This window comes from Saccharopolyspora sp. NPDC050642 (genome assembly GCF_040654735.1).
GTDB lineage: Bacteria > Actinomycetota > Actinomycetes > Mycobacteriales > Pseudonocardiaceae > Saccharopolyspora > Saccharopolyspora elongata.
Genome location: NZ_JBFAIN010000001.1, coordinates 578,599 through 602,306, shown reverse-complemented (window position 1 = coordinate 602,306; position 23,708 = coordinate 578,599). Strand labels below are relative to the sequence as shown.

Below are 23,708 nucleotides of genomic sequence, written 5' to 3'. Positions count from 1 at the left end.
TCTGTGGACGGATGGCGCGGAGGCCGCGGCATCGATGCCGCGGTCTCCGGGTTGTCGCGATGCGCCTCAGGCCAGGTGCTGGTTGAAGAACTCGGTCAGCTTGACCGCGGCGGGGGTGACGTATTCGTCCCTGTCGTAGAGGTCGACGTGCGTCGCGCCCTCGATCTCGAACAGCTCGGCGGTGTCACCGGCCTTCGCTACCGCGCCCTGGCTGAAGGGCAGGGTCTCGGCCTCGCTACCGGCGATCATCAGCAGCGGCCGCGGGGCGATCTTGTCGACCTCGGCGTAGGAATCGTACTGGGCGAGCTTGTCGACGCTGCGCAGCGCGTACGCGCCGATCGAGCGCGGGTGCTGGGCGCGCGGAGTCTTGTAGTAGTCGAAGAACTCCGCCACGGCCTTCGGCGTGGACTCGTCGATCGAGTCGGGCAGCACCGGCACCATGCGCACCGGCTTGCCTGCGGCCTCCTCGCTGCGCGCCTGGCCCGCCTGAGCCACCAGCGCCTCGAACGCGGCCGGGTCGCCGGCGCGGAAGAAGCCCGGCAGGTCCACTCCGCTGACTGTGGCCACGGCCTTCATCCGGTGGTCGGTCTGCGCGGCGAAGGGCACGTAGCCGCCCGACGCGCAGATGCCCAGCACGCCGATGCGCTCGGCGTCGACGTCGTCGCGGGTGGTCAGGTATGACACGGCGTTGCGGAAGTCGTCGGCACGCTGGAAGGGGTCCTCCAGGCCGCGTGGTTCGCCTTCGCTCTCGCCCTGGTAGGCGGCGTCGAAGGTCAGCGCGACGAAGCCCTGCTCGGCCAGGCGCTGCGCGTAGATGGCGGCTGTCTGCTCCTTGACGCCGGTCGCCGGGTGGCCGACCACGATGGCCGGCGACGGCGCCGCGGACGGGGTGTCGGGGGTGTGGAGGTGTCCGGCGAGCATCATGCCGTTGCTCGGGAAACGCACATCGGTCTTCATGGAACTGGTTACCCCTGATGGCTGGTGCGGATGTTCTGGGCGGCTGCGCCGTGACGGCGATCCAGCGCCATGACTCCACTGTGCTGCGGGCCGGTGCGCGCGAGAAGGGACGGTTTCATCCTGGGAGGGTTTTGTCCCTCCCAGCCTGGCGCGGGTGCTAACCGGGGTTGCCCGGGCGGCTGTTGGTGCCGGGCGCGTGCCGTCGATCGCCGGTCGTCCAGGAGGCGAGGATGCGCAACGCGTCGTGCGACGGGGTGCCGGGCTCCGCTGTCCAGGTGACGAGCTGCTGCTCGGGATCGGAGTTGCAGCTGAGGGTGTCCCAGTCGAGGGTGAGCTCGCCGACGGTGGGGTGGCGGAGCACCTTGGTGCCCATCGTCCTGGTCGCGACGCGGTGCGCGCCCCACCACCGGCGGAAGTCCTCGTCCAGCATCGACAGCTCGCCCACCAGCTTGGCCATGCGCGGGTCCTTCGGGTCCCGGGCGGCCTCCATCCGCAGCTGGGCCACGGCGGTGTGGGCGACGCCTTCCCAGTCGGGGTAGAGCTCCCGGGCCGCCGGGTCGGTGAAGACCAGCCGCGCGTAGTTGCGCTCCTTCTCCGGGATCTTCGCGAAATCGGTGATGAGGGCGGCGGCCATCGCGTTCCACGCGAGGATGTCCATGCGGCGGCCGAAGACCAGGGCCGGGATGGTGATGAGGTCGTCGAGCAGCCGCCGCAGCTGCGGCTGGACCTTCTGCGCGTTGCGCCGCCGCGGCCGGGAGGTGTCCTTGCCGGCGAGCTCGAACATGTACTCGCGCTCGTCGTCGTCGAGGTGCAGCACCCGGGCGATGGTGTCCAGCACCGGGGCGGAGGCCTGCATCCGGCCCTGCTCCAGGCGGGTGTAGTAGTCGGTGCTGATGGCGGCGAGCAGCGCGACCTCCTCGCGGCGCAAGCCCTTCACGCGCCGGGAACCGCCGGTGTCGGGCAGCCCGACCGTGCGGGGGCTGAGCTCCGATCGACGGGCCTTGAGGAACTCGCCGAGTTCGTTGCGGCGCGCGTTGTCGCTCATCCGACCAGTCTCGCATCGAGCGGCGGACATGTGAGGGGGACAGATCCGTCCCTGGCTGCGCGGCGGGCCCGGTCGATCAGCCCGCCGCGGGGAAGCCGCGTTGCCGAGCGGCCTCGTACAGCACCACGGTCCCCGCCGAGGCCGCGTTGAGCGAGCTCGCGGCGCCTCCGATCGGAACCCGGACGATCTCGTCGCACAGGTCGCGCCAGGTCGCGCTCATCCCGGAGGTCTCGTTGCCGATCACCAGCAGCACGGGCCGGGTGAAGTCGAAGTCGGTGATCTCGGCGGTGCCACGCTCGTCGGTGCCCACGACAACGATCGGCACGCCGCGCCGCCGGTGCCCGTCGACCCAGTCGAGCACGTCCTGCGGCGACGGCACCCGGACCGCGGGGACCGAGAAGAGCGAGCCCGTGCTGGCGCGCACCGACTTCGGGTCGTAGACGTCCGCGGCGTGCCCGCTGACGATCAGGCCACCGGCGCCGAAGGCGTCCGCGGAGCGGGCCAGGGTGCCGATGTTCCCGGGACTGGTGGGCCGGTCGAAGACCAGGCCCAGGAAGTCCTGCCCGACCGGCAGCCGGTCGAGGTCGTCGGCGGGCAGGGCGGCGACGGCGATCAGCTCCGGCGCCTCGGACTCGCGTTCGCCGAGTTCCCAGAGCAGATCCGGGTGCACCTCCACGGCGGTCGCGTCGCATTCGTCGATCAGCCGCCGCGCCCAGGTGGAAAGCTTCCGGCCCGACGGGTACAGGAGGTTGCGCAGCGGCCAGCCCTGCTCGACCGCCAGCGTGATCGGCCGGACGCCGTGGATCAGGAACTCGCCGGAGCGCTGCCGCTTCGTGCGGTTCGACAACAATGCTTGCCACTGCTGGAAAAGCGCGTTCCGGGTGCTGACCCGGAGTCCTCGGGAACGGCCACCCCCGCGCTGGTCCTGGCCCCTTCGTCCCCGGTTACGTCCTGCGTCAGACACCGGAGAAGGCTAACAGGCAGCGGCGACCGCGAGCGCTCGGCGGTCCAATGTCGACCGACGCCCGAGAACGCCGGACCGACGGCTCCGGCCTGCCGCCCGCGACCCTGTCCGCACGGTTCCGCGCGACCTTGCGGCGCGGGGCCCAGGTGCACAGTTCGCATTCTGGGCCGCACCCGCCGTAGGCTGGCGGTGAAGAAGGCGGGCGCTGCGCGCCCGGTGCCGCTACTTCGTTGTGGGGCCGAAATGGCCAGTCGAACGTCGCGCAGGCTGGTGGGAAATCTCCCCGCCGAGCGAACGAGTTTCGTGGGCCGTCGGCAGGAGTGCGCCGATGTGCGAGAACTCCTGTCCCGCTCCCGGTTGGTGACGCTGACCGGCGTCGGTGGGGTCGGGAAGACCCGGCTGGTACTGCGGGTCGCCGCGCAGCTGGGCCGCGCCTACCGGGACGGCGTGTGGCTGGTCGAGCTGGCCGAGGTGCGCGACGACGACCTGGTGGTGCACACCATCGCCCAGACGCTCGGCATCCAGGACTGGTCGTCCCGGGGCGTGGACACCGTGCTCGCCGAGTACGTCCGGGACAAGGACGTCCTGATCGTGCTGGACAACTGCGAGCAGGTGCTGGACGGGTGCGTCAAGGCCAGCGCCGTGCTGCTCGACGCCGCACCCGGGCTGCGGATCCTGGCCACGAGCCGGCAGCCGCTCGACGTCTACGGCGAACACGTCCTCGTCGTGCCGACGCTGCCGGTGCCCGGACCGGCGGAGGTCGACGGGGGCTCGGGCACGTCCAATTCGGTGCGGTTGTTCATCGACCGGGCTTCGGCCGCTGGCTTCCGGTGCCCCGCGGGCCGGGAGAGCACCATCGTCGAGTTGTGCCGGGCGCTCGACGGGATCCCGCTGGCGATCGAACTGGCGGCGGCCCGCACCCGGTTCCTGTCGCTGGACGAACTGCTGTTGCGGATCGGCGACCGCTTCCGGCTGCTCTCCAGTGGGAACCGCACGTCCCTGCCGCGGCACCAGACGCTGCAGGCGACCATGGACTGGAGCTACGAGCTGTGCTCGGCCGAGGAACGCATGCTGTGGGCGCGGTTGTCGGTCTTCGCCGGCGGCATGGACCTGGCGGCCGCGGAGCACGTCTGCAGCGGCGACGGCCTCACCCCGGACCGCGTGCTGGACCTGATCGCGTCGCTGATCGACAAGTCGATCCTGATCCGCACCGCGAACCCGACCGGCGATCTTCCCGCCGGCACCCGCTACCAGCTGCTGTCGACCGTCCGCGAGTACGGCCAGAGCCTGCAGGACGAGGAGGAGCGGGCCCGGCTCCGCCTGCGGCACCGGGACTGGTACCTCGGCCTGGCCGAACGCGCCGCCCGCGAGTGGTTCGGCCCGCGCCAGCTCGAATGGCGCGCCCGCATCACCACCGAGCACGACAACCTGCGGGCGGCCATGGAGTTCTGCGCGTCGAAGCCCGAGCACGTGCAGGCCGGGCTCCGCCTGGCCGGGGATCTGTGGTTCTACTGGACGGCCTGCGGGCTCATCGCCGAGGGGCGGCAGTGGCTCGACCGCCTGCTGGCGCTGGATGCGCGGCCGACCGCGGCCCGGGCGACCGATCTGTGGGTCTGCAGCTGGCTGGCTTCGCACCAGGGCGATGTGGCCTGGGGCCGGTCCACGGCCGAACGGTGCATCGCGATCGCCCAGGAGCTCGACGATCCCAGCCTGGCGTCCTTCGGCATGCACCTGCGGGGCGTCGCCGCGTTGGCCGAAGGCGAGCTGGAGCAGGCCCACGACCTGTGCATGCAGGCGTGGTCGCGGCACCGCACGCGCGAGGAGATCACCAGCCCGATGGTCATGTCGCTGGTCCAGGCGGGCCTGGTGGCGTGCCTGCAGGGCGATGATGAGAACGCGATCGAGCACGCCGAGGAGTGCCTGCAGATCACGGCGCAGGCCGGCGAGCTGTGGACCCGCTCGTGGTCGCTCGTGGTGCGCGGCCTCGCGCGCTGGATACGGGGCGACGCGAAGGCCGCGATCGCGGATCTTCGCGAGGGCATCGGCATCAAATGCCGCTTCAACGACCTGTTCGGCCTCGGGGTGGCGGTGGAGGTCTTGGCGTGGTCGCACGTGTCGCTGGGCGAACACGACCAGGCCGCCAGGCTGTTCGGCGTCCTCGGGCGGATCTGGCCGCTGGTCGGGATCCCGCTGCTGGGTTCCCCGCAGCTGATCGACTACCGGAGCCGGGCCGAAGCCGAAGCGCGCGCGGAGTTGGGGGATGGCGTCTTCGACAAGCTCGCTGCGGAAACCGGGAAGCTACCGCTGGCGCAGAGCCTCCCGATGATGGTTCGGGGCCAGGCCCGGTCGGTTCCGGCGCAGAGCGAGGCCCCGCCGGCCGGGGACCGGCAGGGCGGGCCGCTGACCCGGCGCGAACTCCAGGTCGCCGAGGCCGTCGCCCGTGGCATGTCCAACAAGGAGATCGCGGCGAACCTGGTGATCAGCCAGCGCACCGCGGAGGCGCACGTCGAGCACATCCTGACCAAGCTCGACTTCGGCTCGCGCACCCAGATCGCGGCGTGGGTCGCGGCACAGCGCAAGACCGAAGGGGCCACCTAGCGGGCACCGCCCGGGACGGGGCCGGTTTCGCGAGAGGTCATCCCCGGATGACGACAGCCGCCACGTCCAGTGATCGCCGCCTTCGAGCAGGTGGTGGTGCGGCGGATCCAGGTTGACGTCCACCAGCCGGCTGGTCGGCGTGGGCGCCAGCGGCGCATCGACCCCCTCGTGCCGCACCCAGGCGGTCTCGCCATCGGTGACGAAGACCTCGCCGCCGAAGGGATCGGCGACCGCTGCCGCGCCGTTGCGCGCGCCGGCACCTGCGGCGGCCGTTGCAACCCCGGCATCATCAGAGGCCGCGTACGAGTCGATCACGTCGCCAGAATATGACTTCACCACTGCGGCCGAAGCCCACCGGTCCGATGCGGATCAGGCCGGGGTCAGGCCGATGCCGATCGGCGCGTTCTCCTCGCCGCGCATCTGGCGCAGCACGGTCTCGTTGTCGAAGTAGATCCGCTCCGCGAGCAGCTTCGCGGCGTCGTCCGACCGGAACAGGTAGAACGCCGCCAGCTCGAACGAGACCCGTTGGCCGGTCGGCGGGACGCCGCAGTACTCGCCCTGGTGCGTGCCGCTGACCGTCACCTCGCGCACGGACGATCCGGGCATGTCGTACTCGGCGTTCACGGTGATGCGGAAGTCCGGAACGGCGGTCTCCAGGATCTGGTAGAAGTCCTGGACGCCCTCGAACCCCGCGTACCGCGTGCTCAGCGGGACGACGTCGTAGTAGGCGTGCTCGTCCTGGATGAAGGTGCCGTACACCCGCGACCAGTCGTGGGCGTTCTCCGCGTCGATATGCTCGGCGATCGTGCGGCGCTGCAGTTCGATCCGTTGTCCGTCGCTGGTCGCCATGTCGGCCCCCGATTGCTCAGCCATGGCAGGACTTCCGCGTTCGAGCCTACCCGTTCGGAATCCGGAGCCCTTTCGCTTCCGCGGTGCGCGCCCGCCGACCGGGAAGCGGCGACCCGTACAGAGGCGAAGGTCCCGGATTTAGGTAGTCACTACGTAGAACTCCCGTGTTCCCCCGGGGGCCTCGCGGGCCAAGCTGGGTTCCGTACCGAACAGATACCCCTCAGGAAAGAACACCATGCACACCCCCCGATCCACCACCGAACACCCGGCAGTCCGCACGCTCGGTCCGAGTTCCCCCTCCCACCAGCGGCCCCACGTCTACCGAAACCTGTTCATGGGCACCTGGATCTGCGATCAGGAAGGCACCCGGGCCAACCCGGGTCCGGAACACGCCCGCACCGTCTACCGCACGCACCTCGACGCGGTGCAGGCCGCCGTCGACATCGAATCCGCGCAGCAGCCGGTCGCCGCGTGAACGGCGAAGACGACGATTTCCCGGGCAGCCAGATGATTTTGCACAAGTGCACCGAGGCGGAGCTCGACGACCGGGCCCGCCGCGCCGAGCACCACATGAACATCGCCCTCGAATCCCGGCGCTGGAACCTCGCTCAGCGACACCGCGACGAGATGCGCGCCGTGGCGGCGGAATCCGCCCGGCGAGCCCGGCAGGGCTGAACGCAGTGGCCTGGTGGTCCCGTCACCAGGTCACCGGCAACCCCACCAGCGTGCTGGTGAACGAGTCGGCGCTGAGCCGCAACTCCTCGACGGGCACGGTCGGCCGCAGGGCCGGGAGCCGGGGAGCAGCGACGCTCCGCAGCTCGATCCGGGCCAGCGGTGCGCCGAGGCCGGGATCAGCCGGGTGATCCCGTACCGGCACTTCGAGTCCAAGACCGACCTGCACCGCGCCGTGCTGGAGCGGGCGATGGCCCGGCTGGCCGCGGCCACCGACGTGGAGGCCGGCCGCGAGAGCGCGCACGCGCTGCTCCGGTGGGCCATTGGCGGCCGGAAGTCCCTGAATCCAGGGGAAAACCGCCTGCGTCGCGTCGTAAGTCCTAAGTAGACGATTTCTTGGCGGGCGCCGGTCCGGGCTACGCCTGAGCCCAGCGGTGCGTCAGCTGGATCAGCGCCCGGGCCGCCGCGCTGAGGTAGGCGTTCTCGCGGCGCAGGATGCTGACGGTGCGGCTCGGGAGCCCGGGATCGAGCGGGATCGGGTGCAGGCGGGGGTGTTCCCGCGTGATGGCGTCCGGCAGCACGGTGGCCAGCGCGGTGCGCTGGATGATCTCGGTCAGCGCGGTGATCGTGTTGGTCTCGACGGCGATCGGCACCTGCGCCCGGTGCCGCGCGAAGTAGGCGTCGATGTGGCCTCTGGTGGCGAAGTCCTGGCTGAGCAGGGCCAGCTGCTGCTGCGCCGCTTCGGCGACCGGTAGCGGCCGGGTTCGCCCGGCGTGCGGATGGCCGGGGCCCACGACGAGGCTGAGGGATTCGGCGAACAGCGCGGTGCTCTCGATGCCCGGCAGGTGCGCGCCTTCGAAGGCGATGCCGAGGTCGAGTTCGTCGGCGAGCAGGGCGGATTCGATCCGGTCCTGGGTCATCTCCCGGACGTCCAGGCGGATTCCCGGGTGCCGGTCGTGGAAGTCGCCGGCGAGCGGCCCGATCAGGTAGGCCGTGAAGGTCGGCGTCATCGCCAGGCGCAGGTGGCCGCGGGTGAGGTCCTGGACGTCCAGCACCGCGCGCCGCCCCGCGGCCAGGTCGCGCAGGGCCCGCCGGGCGTGGTCGGCGTAGGTCGCGCCCGCGTCGGTCAGCCGCACGGTGCGGCCGGTGCGGTCCAGCAGTTGCACGCCCAGCGACTTCTCCAGCTGCTTGATCTGCTGGGACAGCGTCGGCTGGGAGATGTGCAGGTCCTCGGCGGCGCGGGTGAAGTTCGCGTGCTCGGCGACCGCGAGCAGGTAGCGCAGATGGCGCAGCTCAAGGGGCATACCACGACTATAGACGAGAACAATCGTGATCATGCGAAGTGCGACTTGGACACTATCGCCCCAGCTGGTGCACGGTTGTGTGGTCGGTCCCCGCAGTAGTCCGGAAGGAGAGTGGGCATGCACCACCTCGCCGAGGGAATCCACCGCTTCCAGGAAGAGATCTTCCCGGCCAAGGCGAACCTGTTCGCCCGCCTCGGCGCCGTCCACCGGCCGAGCACGCTGTTCATCGGCTGCTCGGACGCGCGAGTCGTCCCCGAGCTGATCACCCAGCAGGAGCCGGGCGAGCTGTTCGTCATCAGGACCGCGGGCAACCTGGTGCCCGCCTACGCCCCGGGCGCGGACGGCGTCACCGCAAGCATCGAGTACGCCGTCGCGGTCCTGGGCGTGGCGGACATAGTCGTGTGCGGTCACTCCGCCTGCGGCGCGATGACCGCCATCGCCGAGGGCCACGACCTGACCGGCATGCCCGCCATCGCCGACTGGTTGCGCCACGCGGACTCAGCCCCCGGCCGCACCGCACCCGGCGATCGCGATGCCGTGGGCGCGCTGGTCCGCGACAACGTCGCCGCGCAACTGGCGAACCTCGCCACGCATCCGTCGGTGGCGCGGGCCCTCGCGAAGGGCACCGTGCGAATGCACGGCTGGATCTTCGACATCCCGACCGGCACCGTCGACGAGCTCGACGCCGGCGACCTCCGAACCCAGGTCGCCTGACCCCGGCTCGTGCGCGTTCTGGAGCGCCAGGGCACTCCAGAACGCGCGTGAGGCAGGACGCAACCGCCCCGGCACCGCGGGCGGATCCCGCTCAAACCCCGCCGCAGCGCGCGGCGGCCACCCGAAAGGAAGCAAGTCCCATGCCGCACGCCCAGTTCGACCCCACCGCCCGCCAGTCCGTGGCCGCGGCCGCCGTGGAGGCCAAGACCCGCAAGAACCTGACCTGGCAGCAGATCGCCGATGCCGCCGGCCTGTCGACGGCCTTCGTCACCGCCGCCGTCCTCGGCCAGCACGCCCTGCCGGAGGCGGCGGCCAAGGCCGTCACCGAACTGCTGGGCCTCGACGACGACGCCGCGATGCTGCTGCAGACCATCCCGACCCGCGGCTCCATCGACGGCGGTGTCCCGACCGACCCGACCATCTACCGCTTCTACGAGATGCTCCAGGTCTACGGCACCACCCTGAAGGCCCTGGTCCACGAGCAGTTCGGCGACGGCATCATCAGCGCCATCAACTTCCGGCTGGACGTCAAGAAGGTCGCCGACCCCGAGGGCGGCGAGCGCGCCGTGATCACCCTCGACGGCAAGTACCTGCCGACCAAGCCCTTCTGAGGCGGACCCGAACCAGCGCGACCGGAGGAAGGAATCCCGTGGACTTCGCACAACGCACCATCGACCTCGCCCGGCAGAACGTCGCCGAGGGCGGCCGCCCGTTCGCGACGGTGATCGTCAAGGACGGCCAGATCGTCGCGGAAAGCCCCAACAAGGTGGCCCAGACCGGCGACCCCACCGCCCACGCCGAGATCCTCGCCATCCGCGAGGCCTGCACGAAGCTCGGCACCGAGCACCTCACCGGCGCCACCATCTACGTCCTGGCGCACCCGTGCCCGATGTGCCTGGGCTCGCTGTACTACTGCAGCCCCGACGAGGTGGTCTTCCTCACCACCCGTGACGACTACGAGCCGCACTACGTGGACGACCGGAAGTACTTCGAGCTCGCCACCTTCTACGGCGAGTTCGCCAGGGACTGGGACGAGCGCCGCCTGCCGATGACCTACGACCCCCGCGACGCCGCCGTCGACGTCTACCGGGAGTGGCAGGCGCGCAACGGCGGGGAGCGCCGCGTCGCCGGAGCCCCGACCGCGTGATCGCGTCGGCTCGGCCGGCCCGGCTCCCGGGCCGGCCGAGCCGGTGTCCTGCCCGGTCAGCCGGCGGGTTCGCCGGAGATCGGGAGCTTGTTCCCGGTCACCGGGGAGGACAGGACGATCGAGGTGGTCGTCCGGCCCAGCGCGGTCATCGACCCGAGGATCTCCTCCAGGCGGCCGACATCCGGCACCGCCACCTTGAAGATCCAGCAGTCGTCGCCGACGACGTGATGCGACTCGAGGACTTCCGGGATCTCCGTCAGCCGGTCGATCGAGCCCTCGGCGGGTTCGGCGCCGAACGCGGCCAGCCGGATGAACGCGACGACGTGGAAGCCCAGCTTCGCGGGGTTCAGCCGGACGGCATAGCCGGTGATCACGCCGAGCCGCTCCAGCCGGCGCAGCCGCTCGGCCACCGCGGGCGCGCTCAGCCCCACCCGGCGCCCCAGCTCGGCGTGCGTCATGCGGCCGTCCTCCTGGAGTTCGGCCAGCAGCGCGTGGTCGACCGCGTCCGGTTCTTCCGCCACCGTCACCCCTTGGCTTCCTTTGATTCCAATGCCGTGGACAGACTCTAGCTTGTGATCATAAGCTGCGAGCGTCACTGACATTCGAAAATGTCGGTCGAGTGCGGTCTGGTGCGACGGACCCCGGGAGGCGATCGCGATCCGCGCCGTTCGTCCTCCGCCGGCCCGCGCTCGGCTTTCCCGTTGCCGGTAAGCAGAAATGAGACGCACATGGCGCAGCACGTTCCGGTTTGCGCAGACGCTCCGCAGCGTCGGATCCCGAAGCACGGGCTCGGGGAGAAGGAAATGCTCCAGGCCTGGCTGGAGTTCGGCCGCAACACCATCCTGGGCAAGGTGGCCGGGCTCTCCGAGGACGGCGCCCGGTACAACCCGACGCGTTCGAACACCTCGCTGGCGGGCATCGTCAAGCACCTGACCACCGTGGAACAGCACTGGTTCCAGGTCGTCCTCGGCGGCCGGGACGTGCCGATGCCGTTCGGCCCGCAGAACCCCGACGGCGACTGGATCGCCTCCGCCGACGAGTCCCTGCCCGATCTGCTGGCCCGTTACCGCGAAGCGTGCCGGGACAGCGACCGCATCATCGACGATCTGGAACTGGACAGCACCGGCGCCCAGACGGCCGATGACTACACGCTCCGCTGGGCGCTCTGCCACGTCGCCCTGGACACCGCCCGCCACGCGGGCCACGCGGACCTCCTGCGCGAGCAGTGGGACGGTGCCCGCGGCTGGTGAGACCGCGGAGGCGCCGCCCGACCCCGCCGGCGGCGCCGGTCGTCGGCGTCAGGGACGCCGTTGGCGGCGTTCGGCCGCCTTCTCCTTGATGCGCGCCGTCTCCTTGCGGACATCCGCCTGGGTGGCGCGCTCCTGCTGGAGCCACTCGGGGTTGTCCGACTTCAACTCCTCGATCTGCTCCGTGGTGAGCGCCTCGGTGACCCCGCCGCGCGCGAGGCCGCCGATGGAGACGCCCAGCTTCGCCGCGACGACCTGCCGCGGGTGGGGGCCGTTGCGGCGCAGCTCGCGCAGCCACTCCGGCGGGCTGGTCTGCAGGGCGTTCAACTCGTCGCGCGAGACGACACCCTCCTGGAACTCCGCGGGGGTGGCCTGGAGGTACACGTTCAGCTTCTTCGCCGCGGTCGCGGGCTTCATCGTCTGGGGGGTCTTCTGCGACGTCATGTCCTCAAGGGTATCGACCGGGTGCGCACTACCTGCGACGACGCCCGGTAGCCTGGCCACGTGACAGGCTCGGACGGAGAACCCTCGTTCACGCTCGCATACGTACCGGGGGTGACGCCCGGCAAGTGGGCGCGGACCTGGCACGAGCGATCGCCCGAGGTCCCGCTGCACCTCGTGCAGGTGACCGCCGCCGAAGCCGCCGGCCTGGTGCGGGCCGGTGACGCCGACGCGGTCCTCCTCCGGTTGCCGACGGACCGGGAGGGCCTGCACGCGATCCCGCTCTACACCGAGACGACGGTGGTCGTGGTCCCGAAGGACCACGTCGTGACCACGGCCGAGGAGGTGTCCGTCGACGACCTCGCCGACGAACTCGTGCTGCACCCGCTCGACGACACCCTCGACTGGGAGCGGCCGCCCGGCCGCCCGGCGATCGAGCGCCCGGCCACGACCGCGGACGCCATCCAGCTGGTGGCCGCCGGCGTGGGCCTGCTCGTCGTCCCGCAGTCGCTCGCCCGGCTGCACCACCGCCGGGACCTCACCTACCGGCCGATCGTCGACGTGCCGCAGTCGCGCGTCGCGCTGTCGTGGCTGGAGGACGAGACCACGGACCTGATGGAGCAGTTCATCGGGATCGTCCGCGGGCGGACCATCAACAGCACGCGCGGACGCCCACCGGCTCCGGCGCAGGCGAAGAGCAAGCGTCCCGAGGGTGACGGCAAGAGGGCCGCCGCCCGCAAGCCGGCCGGTGGCAACCGGCAGCCGCGTTCCGGCGTTCCCAAGGGCGGCAAGCGCGGGAAACCCCGCCGCCGCTCGTAAGAGCCTGTTCTGTCTACTGAGGACTCGACGGGTGGGTCTGGGTGACGCGCCACAGCCGGCGGGGCAGTTCGCCCTCTTCGAACGCGTGGACCTCGTCGAGGCGCCAGCCGGCGGCGAGGTCGTCCACGAGGGCCCGGCCGAAGAAGTGCACCGCGAAACCGCCGTGCTCGTAGATGTCGTCGCCGTGCGAGATTCCGGCGCCCCAGTGCGCGTCGCCGGTGTGGCGGACGGTGTAGACGAGCGTGCCGCCGGGCCGCAGGACCCGCCCGATCTCGCCGACGAGCGCGCGAATGTCCGCTGTGGACAAAGCCATGCACAGCAACATGTGCGCGAACACGGCGTCGACGCTGCCGTCGGTCAGCGGCAGCGGCTCGCGCGCATCGTGGACGGCGGTGGTGATCCGCTCGGCGAGCCCGTCCCGCTCGGCGTCCTGGGCCAGCTGCTGCAGGCCGACGGGGCTGAAGTCGGTGGCGTGCACGGTGAAACCGGCGCGGGCGAAGTGCCTGGCGTCGCGTCCGTGACCGGCACCGAGTTCGAGCACTGAACGAGCGCCGCGGGTGCGGAACAGCTCGGCGGCGTAGCGCGCGGGTTCCGAAGGCGCGTCCCCGTACATGTGGGGGTGGTCCTGGTAGACCGCTTGCCAGTGCTGCTGCTGGGACGATCCCAGATTCGAGGACATCTCCGCTTCGCCTTCTGCGACTACCGTTGCCCCCCCGGATTCTACGAGCCCCGGGAGTTCGCCGGACCCGCGGCGGGGCGGGGCAGAACCCCTGCCGCGGGTCCGACGAGGCCGCCTCAGCGCGATGCCGGGAGGCGGCCGGCGATGGCGTCGTCGAGCAGCGCGTCGACCGTTTCCCGGGCGCACGTCCGGTTGGCGCCGATGCCGCCGGTGGGGCCGCGCTTGATCCAGCCCACGACGTAGGTCCCCGGCCGTCCGTCCACCCGGCCGTCCGCGTGCGGGATGGTGCCAGTGCTCTCGTCGAAGGGCAGGCCGGGCAGTTCCGCGCCCCGGTAACCGATCGCCCGCACCACCTGACCGGCTGTGACTTCCACATCGCCGCCGCGACCGGTGACGCGGAGCGCGCGCACCTGCGTGTCGCCGCTGATCTCCACCGGCGCGGAGTGGAAGCGGAGCACGATGCGGCGCCCGTGCCGGGGCGGCGCGGACCAGTCGACGGCCTCGCGCGCGAGGCCCCGGAGCAGGCTCGCCTTGCCGCCGGCGGGTGCCGTCTCGACGGCCGCCTCGATCTGCGCGTCGTGGCCGTCCACGACGAGTTCGACGTCGTCGAGCTGGGTGAGCGCGAGCAGCTCCGACGTCGTGTACGCGGCGGATTCGGGGCCGCGGCGGCCGAGGAGCACGACCTCGCGGACCTTGCTCGACCGGAGCTGCGCCAGCGCGGCGGGGGAGATGGTGGTGCCTTCCAAGGCCGCCGGATCCGCGGTCAGGATCCTGGCCACGTCGAGCGCGACGTTGCCGTTGCCCACCACGACCACCCGCTCCGCGGAGAGGTCGATCGCGTCGGCCGGGACGTCCGGGTGCCCGTTGTACCAGCCCGCGAGGGTGGTGGCGGCGACGCTGCCGGGCAGGTCCTCGCCGGGAATGCCGAGCCGGCGCGCCGAGGAGGCGCCGACGGCGTAGATCACCGCGTCGTGCCGGGCGGCGAGCTCGTCGGCGGTGACGTCCCTGCCGACCTCGACGCCCAGCCGCAGCCGCAGCCGCGGGTGGGTGTGGAAGCGGCTGAAGGTCTCGCCGATCTTCTTCGTCGACGGGTGGTCGGGCGCGACGCCGTAGCGCACGAGCCCGCCCGCGACGGGCAGCCGGTCGATCAGCGTGACCCGGGAGTTGGTGCGCAGGAGCAGGTCCTCCACCGCGTACATGCCCGCGGGGCCGGTGCCCACGACCGCGACGTCCAGCGGCGCGAAGTCGCTGGGGATGGCGCGGCCGAACACCGGCGGCCCCCAGCGGTGGAAGTTCGGTGCCGGATCGGCAGTCTCCGCTGTGGGCCCCGCGCCCGCGTAGTAGGCGGCGTTGACCTCGGCGTACGCCTGCAGCGGCGCGGTCAGGTGCTCCACCGGGAAGATCGCCTCGACCGGGCAGGCATCGGCGCAGGCGCCGCAGTCGATGCAGGAGGCGGGGTCGATGTAGAGCATCTCGGTGGTGCCGAAGTCCGGCTCGTCCGGCGTCGGGTGGATGCAGTTGACCGGGCAGACCTTCACGCAGGTCGCGTCGTTGCAGCAGGTCTGGGTGATCGCGTACGCCATGGGCTCAGATCAGGTTCGCGCGCTTGTAGAACCACTGCGACGCCTTGGTGAGCAGGCCGGCGGAGCTGAGGAACTCCATCAGGCCGGCGCAGCTGGAGCGCAGCATCGACTTGTGGTGCTCGTTCGCCTTCGCCTCGCGGATGGCCCGCTTCGGGTCGAGCCCGGCGTTCTCGTACACCTTGCGGTTCCACATGCTGGTGACGATGAAGTAGGACGCGCCGGCGACCACGACCGCGGTGATCTGCCGCCGCAGCCGGCCCGCGCCCTCCAGCCGGGTCTTGGTCTCCTCGCGGGCGAACTTCATGTGCCGCGACTCCTCGACGACGTGGATGTTGTTCACCGTCCGGACGAACGGCACGACCCGCTCGTCGCGCATCCAGTCCCGCTGCATGACGTCCAGGACCTCCTCGGCGACCAGGATCGCCGCGTAGGCGGCCTCGCCGAAGGCGACGGTCTTGAACACGCGGCCGAGCTCCACCACCAACCGGGTCGGCCGGTACGCCGGGGCGCGCAGCTTCGCGGCGCCGCGCGCGAACATGATCGAGTGCCGGCACTCGTCGGCGATCTCGGTCAGCGCCCACTGGAAGGCGGGATCGGTCGGGTCCTTCGCGTAGAAGTCCCGCAGCACCATCTGCTGCAGGATCATCTCGAACCAGATGCCGGTGCTCGCCACCGACGCGGCCTCCTGGCGCGTCAGCTCGCGCTGCTGCTCCGGCGTCATCTCCTGCCAGTAGGAGGTGCCGTAGAGCGTGCTCCACTCGGGGCTCGTGCCGTGGTAGCTCGTGTCCAGCGGCGTCTCCCAGTCCACCTTCTGGACCGGGTCGTAGGAGAGGATCTCCGAGGAGCGCAGCAGCCGGTCCGCGAAATCGGCGCGGTCGGACTGCGGCGGCGTTCCGTGGTCCCGGGCGATGCTGCCGGTCATGGGCGCTCCCTGCGACGGTGACGGCGGTGTCTCGCGTTACCCGGCGATACCTGATACCGCGAGTAACAGGTATCAGGATCGATGACATCGACGACTGTGTCAATGACTATTGCAATGATTCGGCGCCGATGCCCGTCCCGGGCCCCGGTCGCGGCGGGCTGATTGGATGTCCCCGTGGACATCCTGTTGCTTCATTCCGCGTTCGGCCTGCGGCCCGCCGTGCAGGCCGCAGCCGAACGGCTGCGCGTGGCCGGTCACGAGGTGCACGTCCCCGACCTGTTCGACGGCCGGACCGCGGAGACGGTCGAGGACGGCATGCGCATCACGGAGGAGATCGGCCGGGACGAGCTGCTGCGCCGCGCCGTGCAGGCGGCGGCCCCGCACAGCGACAAGGGGCTGGTGTACGCCGGGTTGTCGTTGGGCGCGGCCATCTCGCAGAACCTCGCGCTGGCCGACGAGAAGGCCCGCGGCCTGCTGCTCCTGCACGGCACCTCGGACATCGCCGAGAACGCGGCCGTCGACGACCTGCCCGTGCAGCTGCACGTCGCCGACCCCGACCCGTTCGAGACGGCCGACTGGCTGAACTCCTGGTACCTGCAGATGCGGCGGGCCGGGGCGGACGTCGAGATCTTCCAGTACCCGGGCGCCGGGCACCTGTTCACCGATCCGGACCTGCCGGACTACGACGCGGAGGCCACCACGGAGGCGTGGTCGGTCGCGCTCGCGTTCCTCGAATCGCTCTGAGCCGGGCTGCTATAGAGGCTGTTTGGGATGTCGTGGTGTGGACGGTGACGCTTCTGTTCTACGTGAACAACGGAACTGCCATCCAGATCGCGACGGCGATGAGCGTCGCGGCGAAGAGATAATCGATCCATCGCCTCGACCGTTCGCTTCGGAACAGTGTCGTGAGGGCGCGTCCACCCAGTGCCCAGACGATGAACGCGATCAGGTTGTTGAGAGTGAAGACAGTGGTGATCGCCAGGACGGTGAGCACGTTGTCGTCGACAGATGGGCGCAGGAACTGCGTGAACATCACGGCGAGTATGTAGTACGCCTTCGGGTTCAGCAGCAGCACGATCGCGCCGGCCCAGAACCCGATGCTCTGCTCCTTCGGCGGCACGCTCTCGGTCCTCGGTGACGCCTTGGCGCGGGCCGTGCGAATGAAACTGAACGCCAGCCAGAGGACGTAGAGACTGCCGAGCACGCTAAGCGCTTTCGCGACTACCGGGTGGTTCAGGATCGTGACGCCCATACCCAGACCGATGAGCGCGGTCACGACGAATGTCGCGACGTGATAACCGGCAAGCGCCGGGACCGCGGCGCGCAGCCCCTTTGACGCACCGATCGCGGCGAAGAACGCGTTACCCGGGCCAGGACTGTACGCGAGTGGGAACAGCAACATCAGCAACGCGACGAACGTGTTCGCGCTCATCCGCGCACGCACCAGTACCAAGAACGCATACGTCGAGTCTTCAAGAGGCAGGCCCTTGAATCTGGCGGAAATCAGTCATCACGATTCCCACCCCCATGCGCAAGCTGACGTTCACAACCTCCGCAGGAGCTACGGCTAGGGGTTGGGGGACTTCGGATCACAGCGCCCGGCAGGGAGGCAGGGCGCCGCCGGAGGCTTCCTTTTCGTGTCTCAAAATCCGCAACCTGGGGGTAACGGCCAAGCCTGCTCTCAAGCAATCCGGAGTCTGACCAACTGATACGCCAAGTGCGCGGCCTACTACCGGACCCGATCGTCATCCCCACGATCGCGCGCTGGCTGCGGTGATCTCAACGGGGCTTGGTCATGAACACGGCCCCTGCGATGTGGCCGGGCACATGCGGGGCTTGGGCCAGCTGGTATCCAGCCCTCTGGTAGGTGCGGATGTTGCGCTGGCTTGCGCTGCCTGTGAACAACACGAACCGGCGCACCAAGGTTGGGGCCTGGGCTTCGATCAGGGCCAGCAACGCGGACCCGATGCCGTTGCCGGCCAGGTCCGGGGCGACCATGAGCCGGCCGATCTGCCAGTCCTGCTCGCCTTCCATCCGTCCTCGCACGGCGGCGACCAGGCGTCCGCCTCGGCGCACGACGAGGGTCGTCCAGGACTGCGCCCAGGCCAGGACCTGGTCGTGGGTCTCGTGCAGGGCGGGCACGTCCAGAGTGTTGTTCCCGATGGCCTCGGAGACCCAGCAGCACCGCTGCAGTACGACCAGCTCGGCCAGGTCGTGCGGAGTGAACAGGCTCGTAACCGCCCCGGGCAGGGCCTCGACCAGAGCATCGTCCAAAGAAACGGCAGACATGGCAAATGATCATACTGGGCAGAGGCTGCTCAGAAGATTCACAAGACAGGACCTGGGCGAGCTCTAGTCCCGGCCCCAGGCCTGGTTGACGGCGTCGACGATGTGCTGGTAGCCGGTGCAGCGGCAGATGTTCCCGGACAACAGCTCGCGGATGGCCTCGTCGTCGGGGTGCTCGCCGGGATCGGCGGCGGACAGCGTCGTGATGAACCCCGGCGTGCAGAAACCGCACTGGAGCCCGTGGCAGTCCTTGAACGCCTGCTGCATCGGGCTCAAGCCCCCGTCGGGGGTGAGGCCTTCCACCGTGGTCACCTCGGCGCCGTCGGCCTGCACGGTGAGCGTGATGCAGGAACGCGCGGGCTCGCCGTCGATGAGTACCGTGCACGCGCCGCAGACGCCGTGCTCGCAGCCGGCGTGGGTGCCGGTGTGGCCGAGGTCGTCGCGCAGGAAGTCAACCAGCAGGCGGCGCACCGGCACGAGGCGGCGGACCTCGCGACCGTTGACGGTGAGCGCGATCTCGCGGTTCGCGGCCGGGACGTCAGTCATGCGCCACCTGCTCCAGGGCTCGCTGTGCCGCCGCGCGCAGTGCGGCGCGGCGGGTTTCCGGATCGGCGTGGAGGTCGTCGGGCGGCGTGGCGGAGTCGGCGGCGGTGCCTGCCGCGGCACCGATCGCATCGGCGTCGAGCGCCCGCCCGCGCAGGACCTCTTCGGCCTCGGGCAGTCGCCGCACCGTGCCGCCGATGCCGAGACCGGCCAGTCGCGCGCGGGTCACGGTGCCGCCGTCGAACTCCAGGGCCGCGGCCACGCCGGCGATGGCGAAATCCCCGGCCCGCCGGGCGATCTCGGCGAAGCCGTGGCGGGCGTCGCGGATCGGCAGCCGCACCTCGGTGAGGATCTCGTCGGCGGCCAGCGAGGTCTGGTAGGGCGCGACGAACAGCTCGACGGCGGGCACGGTGCGCCGACCGCCGGTGCCCGTCACCACGACCTCGGCGTCCAGGGCGCACGCGGCCGCGCACAGCTCCGCCGCCGGGTCTGCGTGCGCCAGGGAGCCGCCGATGGTGCCGCGGGAGCGGATCTGGTGGTGGCCGACGTGGCGCAGCGCCTGACCGACCAGCGGGCACGCCTGCCGCACCAGCGGCGAGGTCTCGGCGGCCCGCTGCCGCACGCCCGCCCCGATGACCAGGACGCCGTCGTCGCGGCGCAGTTCGGTCAGCTCCGGCAGGCGGCCGATGTCGACCAGGACGCTCGGTCGGGCGAGCCGGAAGTTCATCATCGGCAACAGGCTCTGCCCGCCGGCGAGCGCCTTCGCGTCCTCGTCGGTGGCGAGCAGCCGCACCGCTTCGCCGAGGCTGCCGGGGCGGACGTAGTCGAACGGCGGCGGCTTCACGACGCGGCCTCCTCGATCAGCCGCCGCACCACCGATGGCGTCAGCGGCGTGGTGTCGATGTCGGCCACCCCGAGCGGTTCCAGGGCGTGTTCGACGGCGCGCACGATCGCGGCCGGCGGGCCGATGATGCCCGCCTCGCCGACGCCCTTGATCCCGAACGGGGTTTCGGGTGCCGGGCTGCACAACTCCTCGGTCGCGATGTCCGGGATCTCGCAGGCGGTGGGCAGCAGGTACTCCATGAACGTGGTGGCCAGCGGCTGGCCGTCCTCGTAGGGCAGCTGCTCGTAGAGCGTGCCGCCGATGCCCTGCGCGACGCCGCCGTGGATCTGCCCGGCGACGGTCAGCGGGTTGATCACGCGCCCGCAGTCGTGCACGACCGCGTAGCGCACCACCCGCACCTCGCCGGTGGCGGGATCGACCGCGACGACCGCGGCGTGCGCGGCGTTGGTGTAGGTGGTCGAGGCGTTCATCTTCCCGTCGGGACGCGGCACGTGGTCCATCCCGGGCGGCTCGTAGCTCGCGCGCGCGTCGAGCCCGGGCGCCACGCCCGGCGGCAGCTCGAAGGTGCGGGTCAGCGCCACCCGCGCCACTCGCTCCCAGGGCACCGAGCTGCCGGGGCTGCCGCGCACCTGGAAGCCGCCGTCGGCGAGCTCCAGGTCTTCCGGCGCGGCTTCCAGCAGGTGCGCGGCGATCTCGGTTCCCTTGCGCCGCAACACCTCCGCCGCCTGCGCGATCGCGCCGCCGGCGACGACGGCGCCGCGGCTGGCCCAGCTGCCCAGGCCGAACGGGGCGGTGTCGGTGTCGCCCATCACCACCCGCACCTGCTCGATCGGCAGGGCGAGCTCCTCGGCGACGAGGGTGGCCACCGTGGTGTGCGCGCCCTGGCCCATGGCCGAGACGCCCACCGCCGCGGTGACGCCGCCGTCGGCGTCGAAGCGCACGTCCGCGGAGTCCTGCCCGCTGAAGGTGCCGGTGATCGAGAACGCGCTGGCGGCAACGCCTTCGACGTAGGTGGCGTAGCCGACGCCGAGGTGTGTGCCGGGCTCGGCGCGTTCTCGTTCGGCGGCAAGCAGCCGCTCGCCGATCTCGACGGCGCGGTCGAAGGCCGCGCGGTGGCTGCCGGAGTCGAGCCGGGCACCGGCGGCGGTCTCGTAGGGGAGCTCGTGCGGCTCGAGGATCATCCGGCGGCGCAGCTCGACCGGATCGATGCCCAGCTCGCACCCGATCTTGTCTACCAGCCGCTCGATGGCGAAGGTGCCCTCCGGCATGCCGAAACCGCGGTAGGCGCCGAGCGGAGTCTTGTTGGTGACCACGCCCTGCACCGCCACGCACTGGTGCGGAATCCGGTACGGCCCGCACAGCGAACCGACGGCGACCAGGCTGGGGCCGAACCCGCCGGGGAACACCTCGCCGGAACCCAGATCGGTGCGGACCCGGCCGCGCAGCGCCGCGATGGTGCCGTCGTCGCGGACCGCGGCGGACAGCTCGATGCGCATGTCGCGGGCGTGGCAGGCGGTGATCAGGTGCTCGTGGCGGTCTTCGAGCCAGCGCACCGGGCGGCGCAGCCGCATCGCCAGCCACGGGATCACGTAGTCCTCGGGGTAGACCTCGTTCTTCTGCCCGAATCCGCCGCCGACGTCGGGCGTGATCACCCGGATGTCGCGTTCCGGCAGGCCCAGCACCTGGGACAGCATCGACCGCACGATGAAGGCGGCCTGGGTGGAGGTCCACACCGTCAGCCGGTCGTCGCGGTACTCGGCCACGACGCCGCGGGGTTCCATGGGCACGGCCGCGTGGCGGTGCGTGGTGTAGGTGCCGCTGATCGTGCGCAGCCGCTCGAACGCCTCGTCCACGGCGGGGTTCTCCGGGGCGGGCATCGACAGCAGGAGGTTGTCGCCCCACTCCGGGTAGAGCAGCGGTGCGTCCTCGGCGAGGGCGTCCTCGGCGGTGTCGATGGCGGGCAGCGGTTCGAGGTCGGCGTCGACCAGTTCGGCGGCGTCCTCGGCGAGGTAGCGGTCGTCGGCGACGATCACAGCCAGCGGGTAGCCGACGAAGCGCACCCGGTCGCGCGCCAGCGGGAAGTGCTGCACGCCGCGCACCCACGGCATCAGGTCCGGAACGGCGCGAACGTCGAGATCCGCGCCGGAGAACGCCGCGTGCACCCCAGGGGAATCCAGCGCGGCCGCAGTGTCTACACCGCGCACCCGCGCGTGCGGCACGTCGCTGCGGACGAACGCGGCCTCGACCATGCCGGGCAGGACGACGTCGGCGATGTACCGGCCGCGCCCGGTGACCAAGCGGTCGTCCTCGATGCGGGGGACCCGGACGCCGAGCAGCGTCGGGCGCATGCTCTGTTCCGGTTGCACCATCGGGCCTCCCGACTGCCGAGTGCGCCGCAGCCCGGTGGCGGTGGCGATCCCTCGGGTAGCGTGCGGCAGCCCCGGCGCGCGCGCAATCCTCCGGAAGTTGGCTCTGAAGGCTTCGGGTAGAGGGATCAGCAGGTCACAGGCCGTGAGTGGATTGGAGCGCCATAGCACTCCAAACCACTACCGAGCTCTGGCCAGGCAATTCTGCGTGCCTAACCCTTCAAGGTGCCTAGGAACCGCGCGAAGGAGCCGGAGTCGAAGACGAGCACCGGGCCATCGGGGTCCTTCGAGTCCCGAACACCGACGACAGCCGGCTGAACAGCAACCTCGACGCACGCGCCACCATTGCCCTGGCTGTAGCTGGACTTGCGCCATGTGGCCATGGAAAACGCCGGGGCGGACATCGTCACCCCTTCCGTTTGCCTACCGGTACTTCTCGCTCACTCTATCGATGAGCTCCCGGGTTTCTTCAACCGGCAGAGCGGCCAAGCTCAGACGCTCGAACACAACGCTGTAGCGCGTGTAGTCCGATGACTCCCAGAGGTAGGTGGCTCCGAAGAAGTCCTCCAGGTAGACGGCGGAGAGGTCCTGCTCCTGGAGGTGGAACAACATGACGCTCGAAGTGACGGCGATGCGGTTCGGGAAGGCGAAGGGCAATACTTGAAGAGTGATGTTCGGCCGTTCTGAGGCCTCCATCAAGTATTCGAGTTGGCTGAGCATGATCTTCCCGTCGCCCTGCATCCTGTGCAGCGCGGCTTCGCTGAGCACGGCATGGAGTTTGAGTGGAGTTCGCCGCCGAGTCAGCACCTCTTGCCGCTGCAGTCTCGTCTGCACCTGACGTTCGACGAGCCGTGGATCAGCGACCGGTTCCCATGCTTTGATCGTTGAACGTGCGTAGTCCTCGGTTTGCAGAAGCCCTGTCACGAGCTCCGTTTCGTAGAGCTTGATCTCCGTCGCGTCGCTTTCCAGCGCGAGGAAACGCTGGAACCAGTCCGGGACGGCGTCGCGGTGGTACATCTTCGGCCTGGCGCGCTTGGGGAGGCGCTCGGCCAGTCCTAGCAGGTACTTGCGCTGCTTCGCGGTTGCGCCGTAGAAGTCGAGCAGTTGCGCGACTTCGTCCGGTTTCACGCCCTGGCTGCCGCTCTCGATCTTGCTGATCTTCGGCTGTTTGCACCCGAGCACATCTGCCGCTTCGAACGTGCTTCGGTCGGCTTGCTCGCGGAGTCGGCGGAGCTCGATGCCGAGCTGGATGCGCAGCATGCGCGGATCGGGTGAAGGCGGCATGTGGTTCATCCTTGCAGGTCACGGGTTGCCAATGGATCACCTGATCCGGTAGATGACTGTTGGAATCATTCCTATTACTTTCGGCTTCAGGTTGATCGGCAGATGGGAGTCGGGATGTTGGAGCGGCGTTTTTCGCTGGGCCCGTGGGGTGAGGACGAGCTTCCGGCCGTGCTGGAGGACTTGGCTGGGGCTCACCAGCCGAGGAAGTTCGCGTTGTGCGAAGTCGCGCGCGATGGTGATGGGGTCACCGACGCGCGGATCTACCTGTGGGGCCTGGACTTTCGCCGTGCCCCCGGCGCCGACGGTCCGGGCGCGGTGTTCGTCAGCCCGCACGGCTGGACCGGCAACTCCGACTCCGCCGAAGGCGCGCTGGAATGCTCTCGTTGATCCGAGACCTCCGCCTCGTCTGGCTCTGAAGGGGCGGGCGTGGGCCGTGGGTCTGTG

General features: G+C 70.5%; 30 protein-coding genes. 12 read left to right on the top strand and 18 right to left on the bottom strand.

What is annotated here, in order from left to right:
* Positions 1 to 66: 66 nt before the first annotated feature.
* The 3 genes from AB0H93_RS02845 to AB0H93_RS02835 form a co-directional block, all read right to left on the bottom strand.
* A complete protein-coding gene (locus tag AB0H93_RS02845) occupies positions 67 to 957 on the bottom strand; it encodes an alpha/beta hydrolase (protein WP_358566373.1) in 891 nt (296 codons plus the stop codon).
* 157 nt (positions 958 to 1,114) lie between these two features.
* On the bottom strand, positions 1,115 to 2,002 hold the full coding sequence (locus AB0H93_RS02840; protein WP_358566370.1) for a helix-turn-helix domain-containing protein: 888 nt from the start codon (positions 2,000 to 2,002) through the stop codon (positions 1,115 to 1,117).
* A 76-nt stretch (positions 2,003 to 2,078) separates the two neighbouring features.
* The gene (locus AB0H93_RS02835; protein WP_358566367.1) at positions 2,079 to 2,849 is read right to left on the bottom strand and encodes a TrmH family RNA methyltransferase; all 771 of its coding nucleotides are present in this window, start codon (positions 2,847 to 2,849) and stop codon (positions 2,079 to 2,081) included.
* Positions 2,850 to 3,269: 420 nt separating this feature from the next.
* Between AB0H93_RS02835 and AB0H93_RS02830 the strand changes: the two genes are divergently transcribed.
* Positions 3,270 to 5,564 carry a LuxR C-terminal-related transcriptional regulator gene (locus AB0H93_RS02830; protein ID WP_358566364.1) on the top strand — a complete coding sequence of 765 codons (2,295 nt, stop codon included), beginning with the start codon at positions 3,270 to 3,272 and terminating at the stop codon, positions 5,562 to 5,564.
* A 69-nt stretch (positions 5,565 to 5,633) separates the two neighbouring features.
* Positions 5,634 to 5,894, top strand: coding sequence for a hypothetical protein (locus tag AB0H93_RS02825; RefSeq protein WP_358566361.1), 261 nt, complete (start codon positions 5,634 to 5,636; stop codon positions 5,892 to 5,894).
* Positions 5,895 to 5,933: 39 nt separating this feature from the next.
* Here the strand turns inward: AB0H93_RS02825 and AB0H93_RS02820 are convergent, their stop codons facing one another.
* Positions 5,934 to 6,437 carry an ester cyclase gene (locus AB0H93_RS02820; protein WP_358566358.1) on the bottom strand — a complete coding sequence of 168 codons (504 nt, stop codon included), beginning with the start codon at positions 6,435 to 6,437 and terminating at the stop codon, positions 5,934 to 5,936.
* 211 nt (positions 6,438 to 6,648) lie between these two features.
* Here AB0H93_RS02820 and AB0H93_RS02815 point away from each other — a divergent pair, with 211 nt between their 5' ends.
* Positions 6,649 to 6,888: a hypothetical protein gene (locus AB0H93_RS02815; protein WP_358566355.1), complete on the top strand. Its 240-nt coding sequence runs from the start codon at positions 6,649 to 6,651 to the stop codon at positions 6,886 to 6,888.
* A gap of 32 nt (positions 6,889 to 6,920) precedes the next feature.
* Entirely contained in the window at positions 6,921 to 7,088 is a 168-nt protein-coding gene (locus AB0H93_RS02810) for a hypothetical protein (RefSeq protein ID WP_358566352.1), read from the top strand.
* 22 nt (positions 7,089 to 7,110) lie between these two features.
* On the opposite strand, the gene AB0H93_RS02805 is transcribed toward AB0H93_RS02810, so the two are convergent.
* The gene (locus AB0H93_RS02805; protein WP_358566349.1) at positions 7,111 to 7,290 is read right to left on the bottom strand and encodes a hypothetical protein; all 180 of its coding nucleotides are present in this window, start codon (positions 7,288 to 7,290) and stop codon (positions 7,111 to 7,113) included.
* On the opposite strand from AB0H93_RS02805, the gene AB0H93_RS02800 reads away from it, so the two are divergent.
* On the top strand, positions 7,273 to 7,473 hold the full coding sequence (locus AB0H93_RS02800) for a hypothetical protein (RefSeq protein ID WP_358566346.1): 201 nt from the start codon (positions 7,273 to 7,275) through the stop codon (positions 7,471 to 7,473). The genes AB0H93_RS02805 and AB0H93_RS02800 overlap by 18 nt on opposite strands.
* Before the next feature lie 28 nt (positions 7,474 to 7,501).
* On the opposite strand, the gene cynR is transcribed toward AB0H93_RS02800, so the two are convergent.
* Entirely contained in the window at positions 7,502 to 8,389 is an 888-nt protein-coding gene (cynR, locus tag AB0H93_RS02795) for a transcriptional regulator CynR (protein WP_358566343.1), read from the bottom strand.
* Between the two features lie 117 nt (positions 8,390 to 8,506).
* Here cynR and AB0H93_RS02790 point away from each other — a divergent pair, with 117 nt between their 5' ends.
* From AB0H93_RS02790 to AB0H93_RS02780, 3 genes are all read left to right on the top strand, one after another.
* Positions 8,507 to 9,103, top strand: coding sequence for a carbonic anhydrase (locus AB0H93_RS02790; protein WP_358566340.1), 597 nt, complete (start codon positions 8,507 to 8,509; stop codon positions 9,101 to 9,103).
* A 140-nt stretch (positions 9,104 to 9,243) separates the two neighbouring features.
* Positions 9,244 to 9,714: a cyanase gene (cynS, locus tag AB0H93_RS02785; protein ID WP_358566337.1), complete on the top strand. Its 471-nt coding sequence runs from the start codon at positions 9,244 to 9,246 to the stop codon at positions 9,712 to 9,714.
* A 38-nt stretch (positions 9,715 to 9,752) separates the two neighbouring features.
* Positions 9,753 to 10,250 carry a nucleoside deaminase gene (locus AB0H93_RS02780; RefSeq protein WP_358566334.1) on the top strand — a complete coding sequence of 166 codons (498 nt, stop codon included), beginning with the start codon at positions 9,753 to 9,755 and terminating at the stop codon, positions 10,248 to 10,250.
* A gap of 56 nt (positions 10,251 to 10,306) precedes the next feature.
* Here AB0H93_RS02780 and AB0H93_RS02775 read toward each other — a convergent pair whose 3' ends face one another.
* A complete protein-coding gene (locus tag AB0H93_RS02775; RefSeq protein WP_358566331.1) occupies positions 10,307 to 10,777 on the bottom strand; it encodes an Lrp/AsnC family transcriptional regulator in 471 nt (156 codons plus the stop codon).
* Between the two features lie 201 nt (positions 10,778 to 10,978).
* Here AB0H93_RS02775 and AB0H93_RS02770 point away from each other — a divergent pair, with 201 nt between their 5' ends.
* Positions 10,979 to 11,500: a DinB family protein gene (locus AB0H93_RS02770; protein ID WP_358566328.1), complete on the top strand. Its 522-nt coding sequence runs from the start codon at positions 10,979 to 10,981 to the stop codon at positions 11,498 to 11,500.
* A 48-nt stretch (positions 11,501 to 11,548) separates the two neighbouring features.
* On the opposite strand, the gene AB0H93_RS02765 is transcribed toward AB0H93_RS02770, so the two are convergent.
* Positions 11,549 to 11,941, bottom strand: coding sequence for a DUF5997 family protein (locus AB0H93_RS02765; RefSeq protein ID WP_358566325.1), 393 nt, complete (start codon positions 11,939 to 11,941; stop codon positions 11,549 to 11,551).
* Positions 11,942 to 12,001: 60 nt separating this feature from the next.
* Between AB0H93_RS02765 and AB0H93_RS02760 the strand changes: the two genes are divergently transcribed.
* On the top strand, positions 12,002 to 12,757 hold the full coding sequence (locus tag AB0H93_RS02760) for a LysR family transcriptional regulator substrate-binding protein (RefSeq protein WP_358566322.1): 756 nt from the start codon (positions 12,002 to 12,004) through the stop codon (positions 12,755 to 12,757).
* Positions 12,758 to 12,770: 13 nt separating this feature from the next.
* Here AB0H93_RS02760 and AB0H93_RS02755 read toward each other — a convergent pair whose 3' ends face one another.
* From AB0H93_RS02755 to AB0H93_RS02745, 3 genes are all read right to left on the bottom strand, one after another.
* Entirely contained in the window at positions 12,771 to 13,436 is a 666-nt protein-coding gene (locus AB0H93_RS02755) for a class I SAM-dependent methyltransferase (protein WP_358566319.1), read from the bottom strand.
* Positions 13,437 to 13,552: 116 nt separating this feature from the next.
* Positions 13,553 to 15,019 (bottom strand): FAD-dependent oxidoreductase, encoded by a 1,467-nt coding sequence (locus AB0H93_RS02750; protein WP_358566316.1) that lies wholly within the window; start codon positions 15,017 to 15,019, stop codon positions 13,553 to 13,555.
* A gap of 4 nt (positions 15,020 to 15,023) precedes the next feature.
* Positions 15,024 to 15,941, bottom strand: coding sequence for a diiron oxygenase (locus AB0H93_RS02745; RefSeq protein ID WP_358566313.1), 918 nt, complete (start codon positions 15,939 to 15,941; stop codon positions 15,024 to 15,026).
* A gap of 174 nt (positions 15,942 to 16,115) precedes the next feature.
* Between AB0H93_RS02745 and AB0H93_RS02740 the strand changes: the two genes are divergently transcribed.
* Complete coding sequence (locus AB0H93_RS02740) at positions 16,116 to 16,685, top strand: dienelactone hydrolase family protein (protein WP_132484038.1); 570 nt, start codon at positions 16,116 to 16,118, stop codon at positions 16,683 to 16,685.
* A gap of 58 nt (positions 16,686 to 16,743) precedes the next feature.
* On the opposite strand, the gene AB0H93_RS02735 is transcribed toward AB0H93_RS02740, so the two are convergent.
* From AB0H93_RS02735 to AB0H93_RS02705, 7 genes are all read right to left on the bottom strand, one after another.
* The gene (locus AB0H93_RS02735) at positions 16,744 to 17,373 is read right to left on the bottom strand and encodes a LysE family translocator (RefSeq protein WP_358566309.1); all 630 of its coding nucleotides are present in this window, start codon (positions 17,371 to 17,373) and stop codon (positions 16,744 to 16,746) included.
* 347 nt (positions 17,374 to 17,720) lie between these two features.
* Positions 17,721 to 18,230, bottom strand: coding sequence for a GNAT family N-acetyltransferase (locus AB0H93_RS02730; protein ID WP_358566306.1), 510 nt, complete (start codon positions 18,228 to 18,230; stop codon positions 17,721 to 17,723).
* 63 nt (positions 18,231 to 18,293) lie between these two features.
* Positions 18,294 to 18,773, bottom strand: coding sequence for a (2Fe-2S)-binding protein (locus AB0H93_RS02725; RefSeq protein WP_358566303.1), 480 nt, complete (start codon positions 18,771 to 18,773; stop codon positions 18,294 to 18,296).
* Entirely contained in the window at positions 18,766 to 19,614 is an 849-nt protein-coding gene (locus AB0H93_RS02720) for an FAD binding domain-containing protein (protein ID WP_358566300.1), read from the bottom strand. Before AB0H93_RS02720 ends, AB0H93_RS02725 begins: the two co-directional genes overlap by 8 nt.
* The gene (locus tag AB0H93_RS02715) at positions 19,611 to 21,983 is read right to left on the bottom strand and encodes a xanthine dehydrogenase family protein molybdopterin-binding subunit (RefSeq protein ID WP_358566298.1); all 2,373 of its coding nucleotides are present in this window, start codon (positions 21,981 to 21,983) and stop codon (positions 19,611 to 19,613) included. The genes AB0H93_RS02720 and AB0H93_RS02715 overlap by 4 nt, the downstream gene beginning before the upstream one ends.
* Before the next feature lie 209 nt (positions 21,984 to 22,192).
* Positions 22,193 to 22,384 (bottom strand): DUF397 domain-containing protein, encoded by a 192-nt coding sequence (locus tag AB0H93_RS02710; RefSeq protein WP_358566295.1) that lies wholly within the window; start codon positions 22,382 to 22,384, stop codon positions 22,193 to 22,195.
* A gap of 19 nt (positions 22,385 to 22,403) precedes the next feature.
* On the bottom strand, positions 22,404 to 23,273 hold the full coding sequence (locus AB0H93_RS02705; RefSeq protein ID WP_358566292.1) for a helix-turn-helix transcriptional regulator: 870 nt from the start codon (positions 23,271 to 23,273) through the stop codon (positions 22,404 to 22,406).
* A gap of 105 nt (positions 23,274 to 23,378) precedes the next feature.
* Between AB0H93_RS02705 and AB0H93_RS02700 the strand changes: the two genes are divergently transcribed.
* Positions 23,379 to 23,651, top strand: a complete 273-nt coding sequence (locus AB0H93_RS02700; RefSeq protein WP_358566290.1) for a hypothetical protein — start codon at positions 23,379 to 23,381, stop codon at positions 23,649 to 23,651.
* Positions 23,652 to 23,708 lie beyond the last annotated feature (57 nt).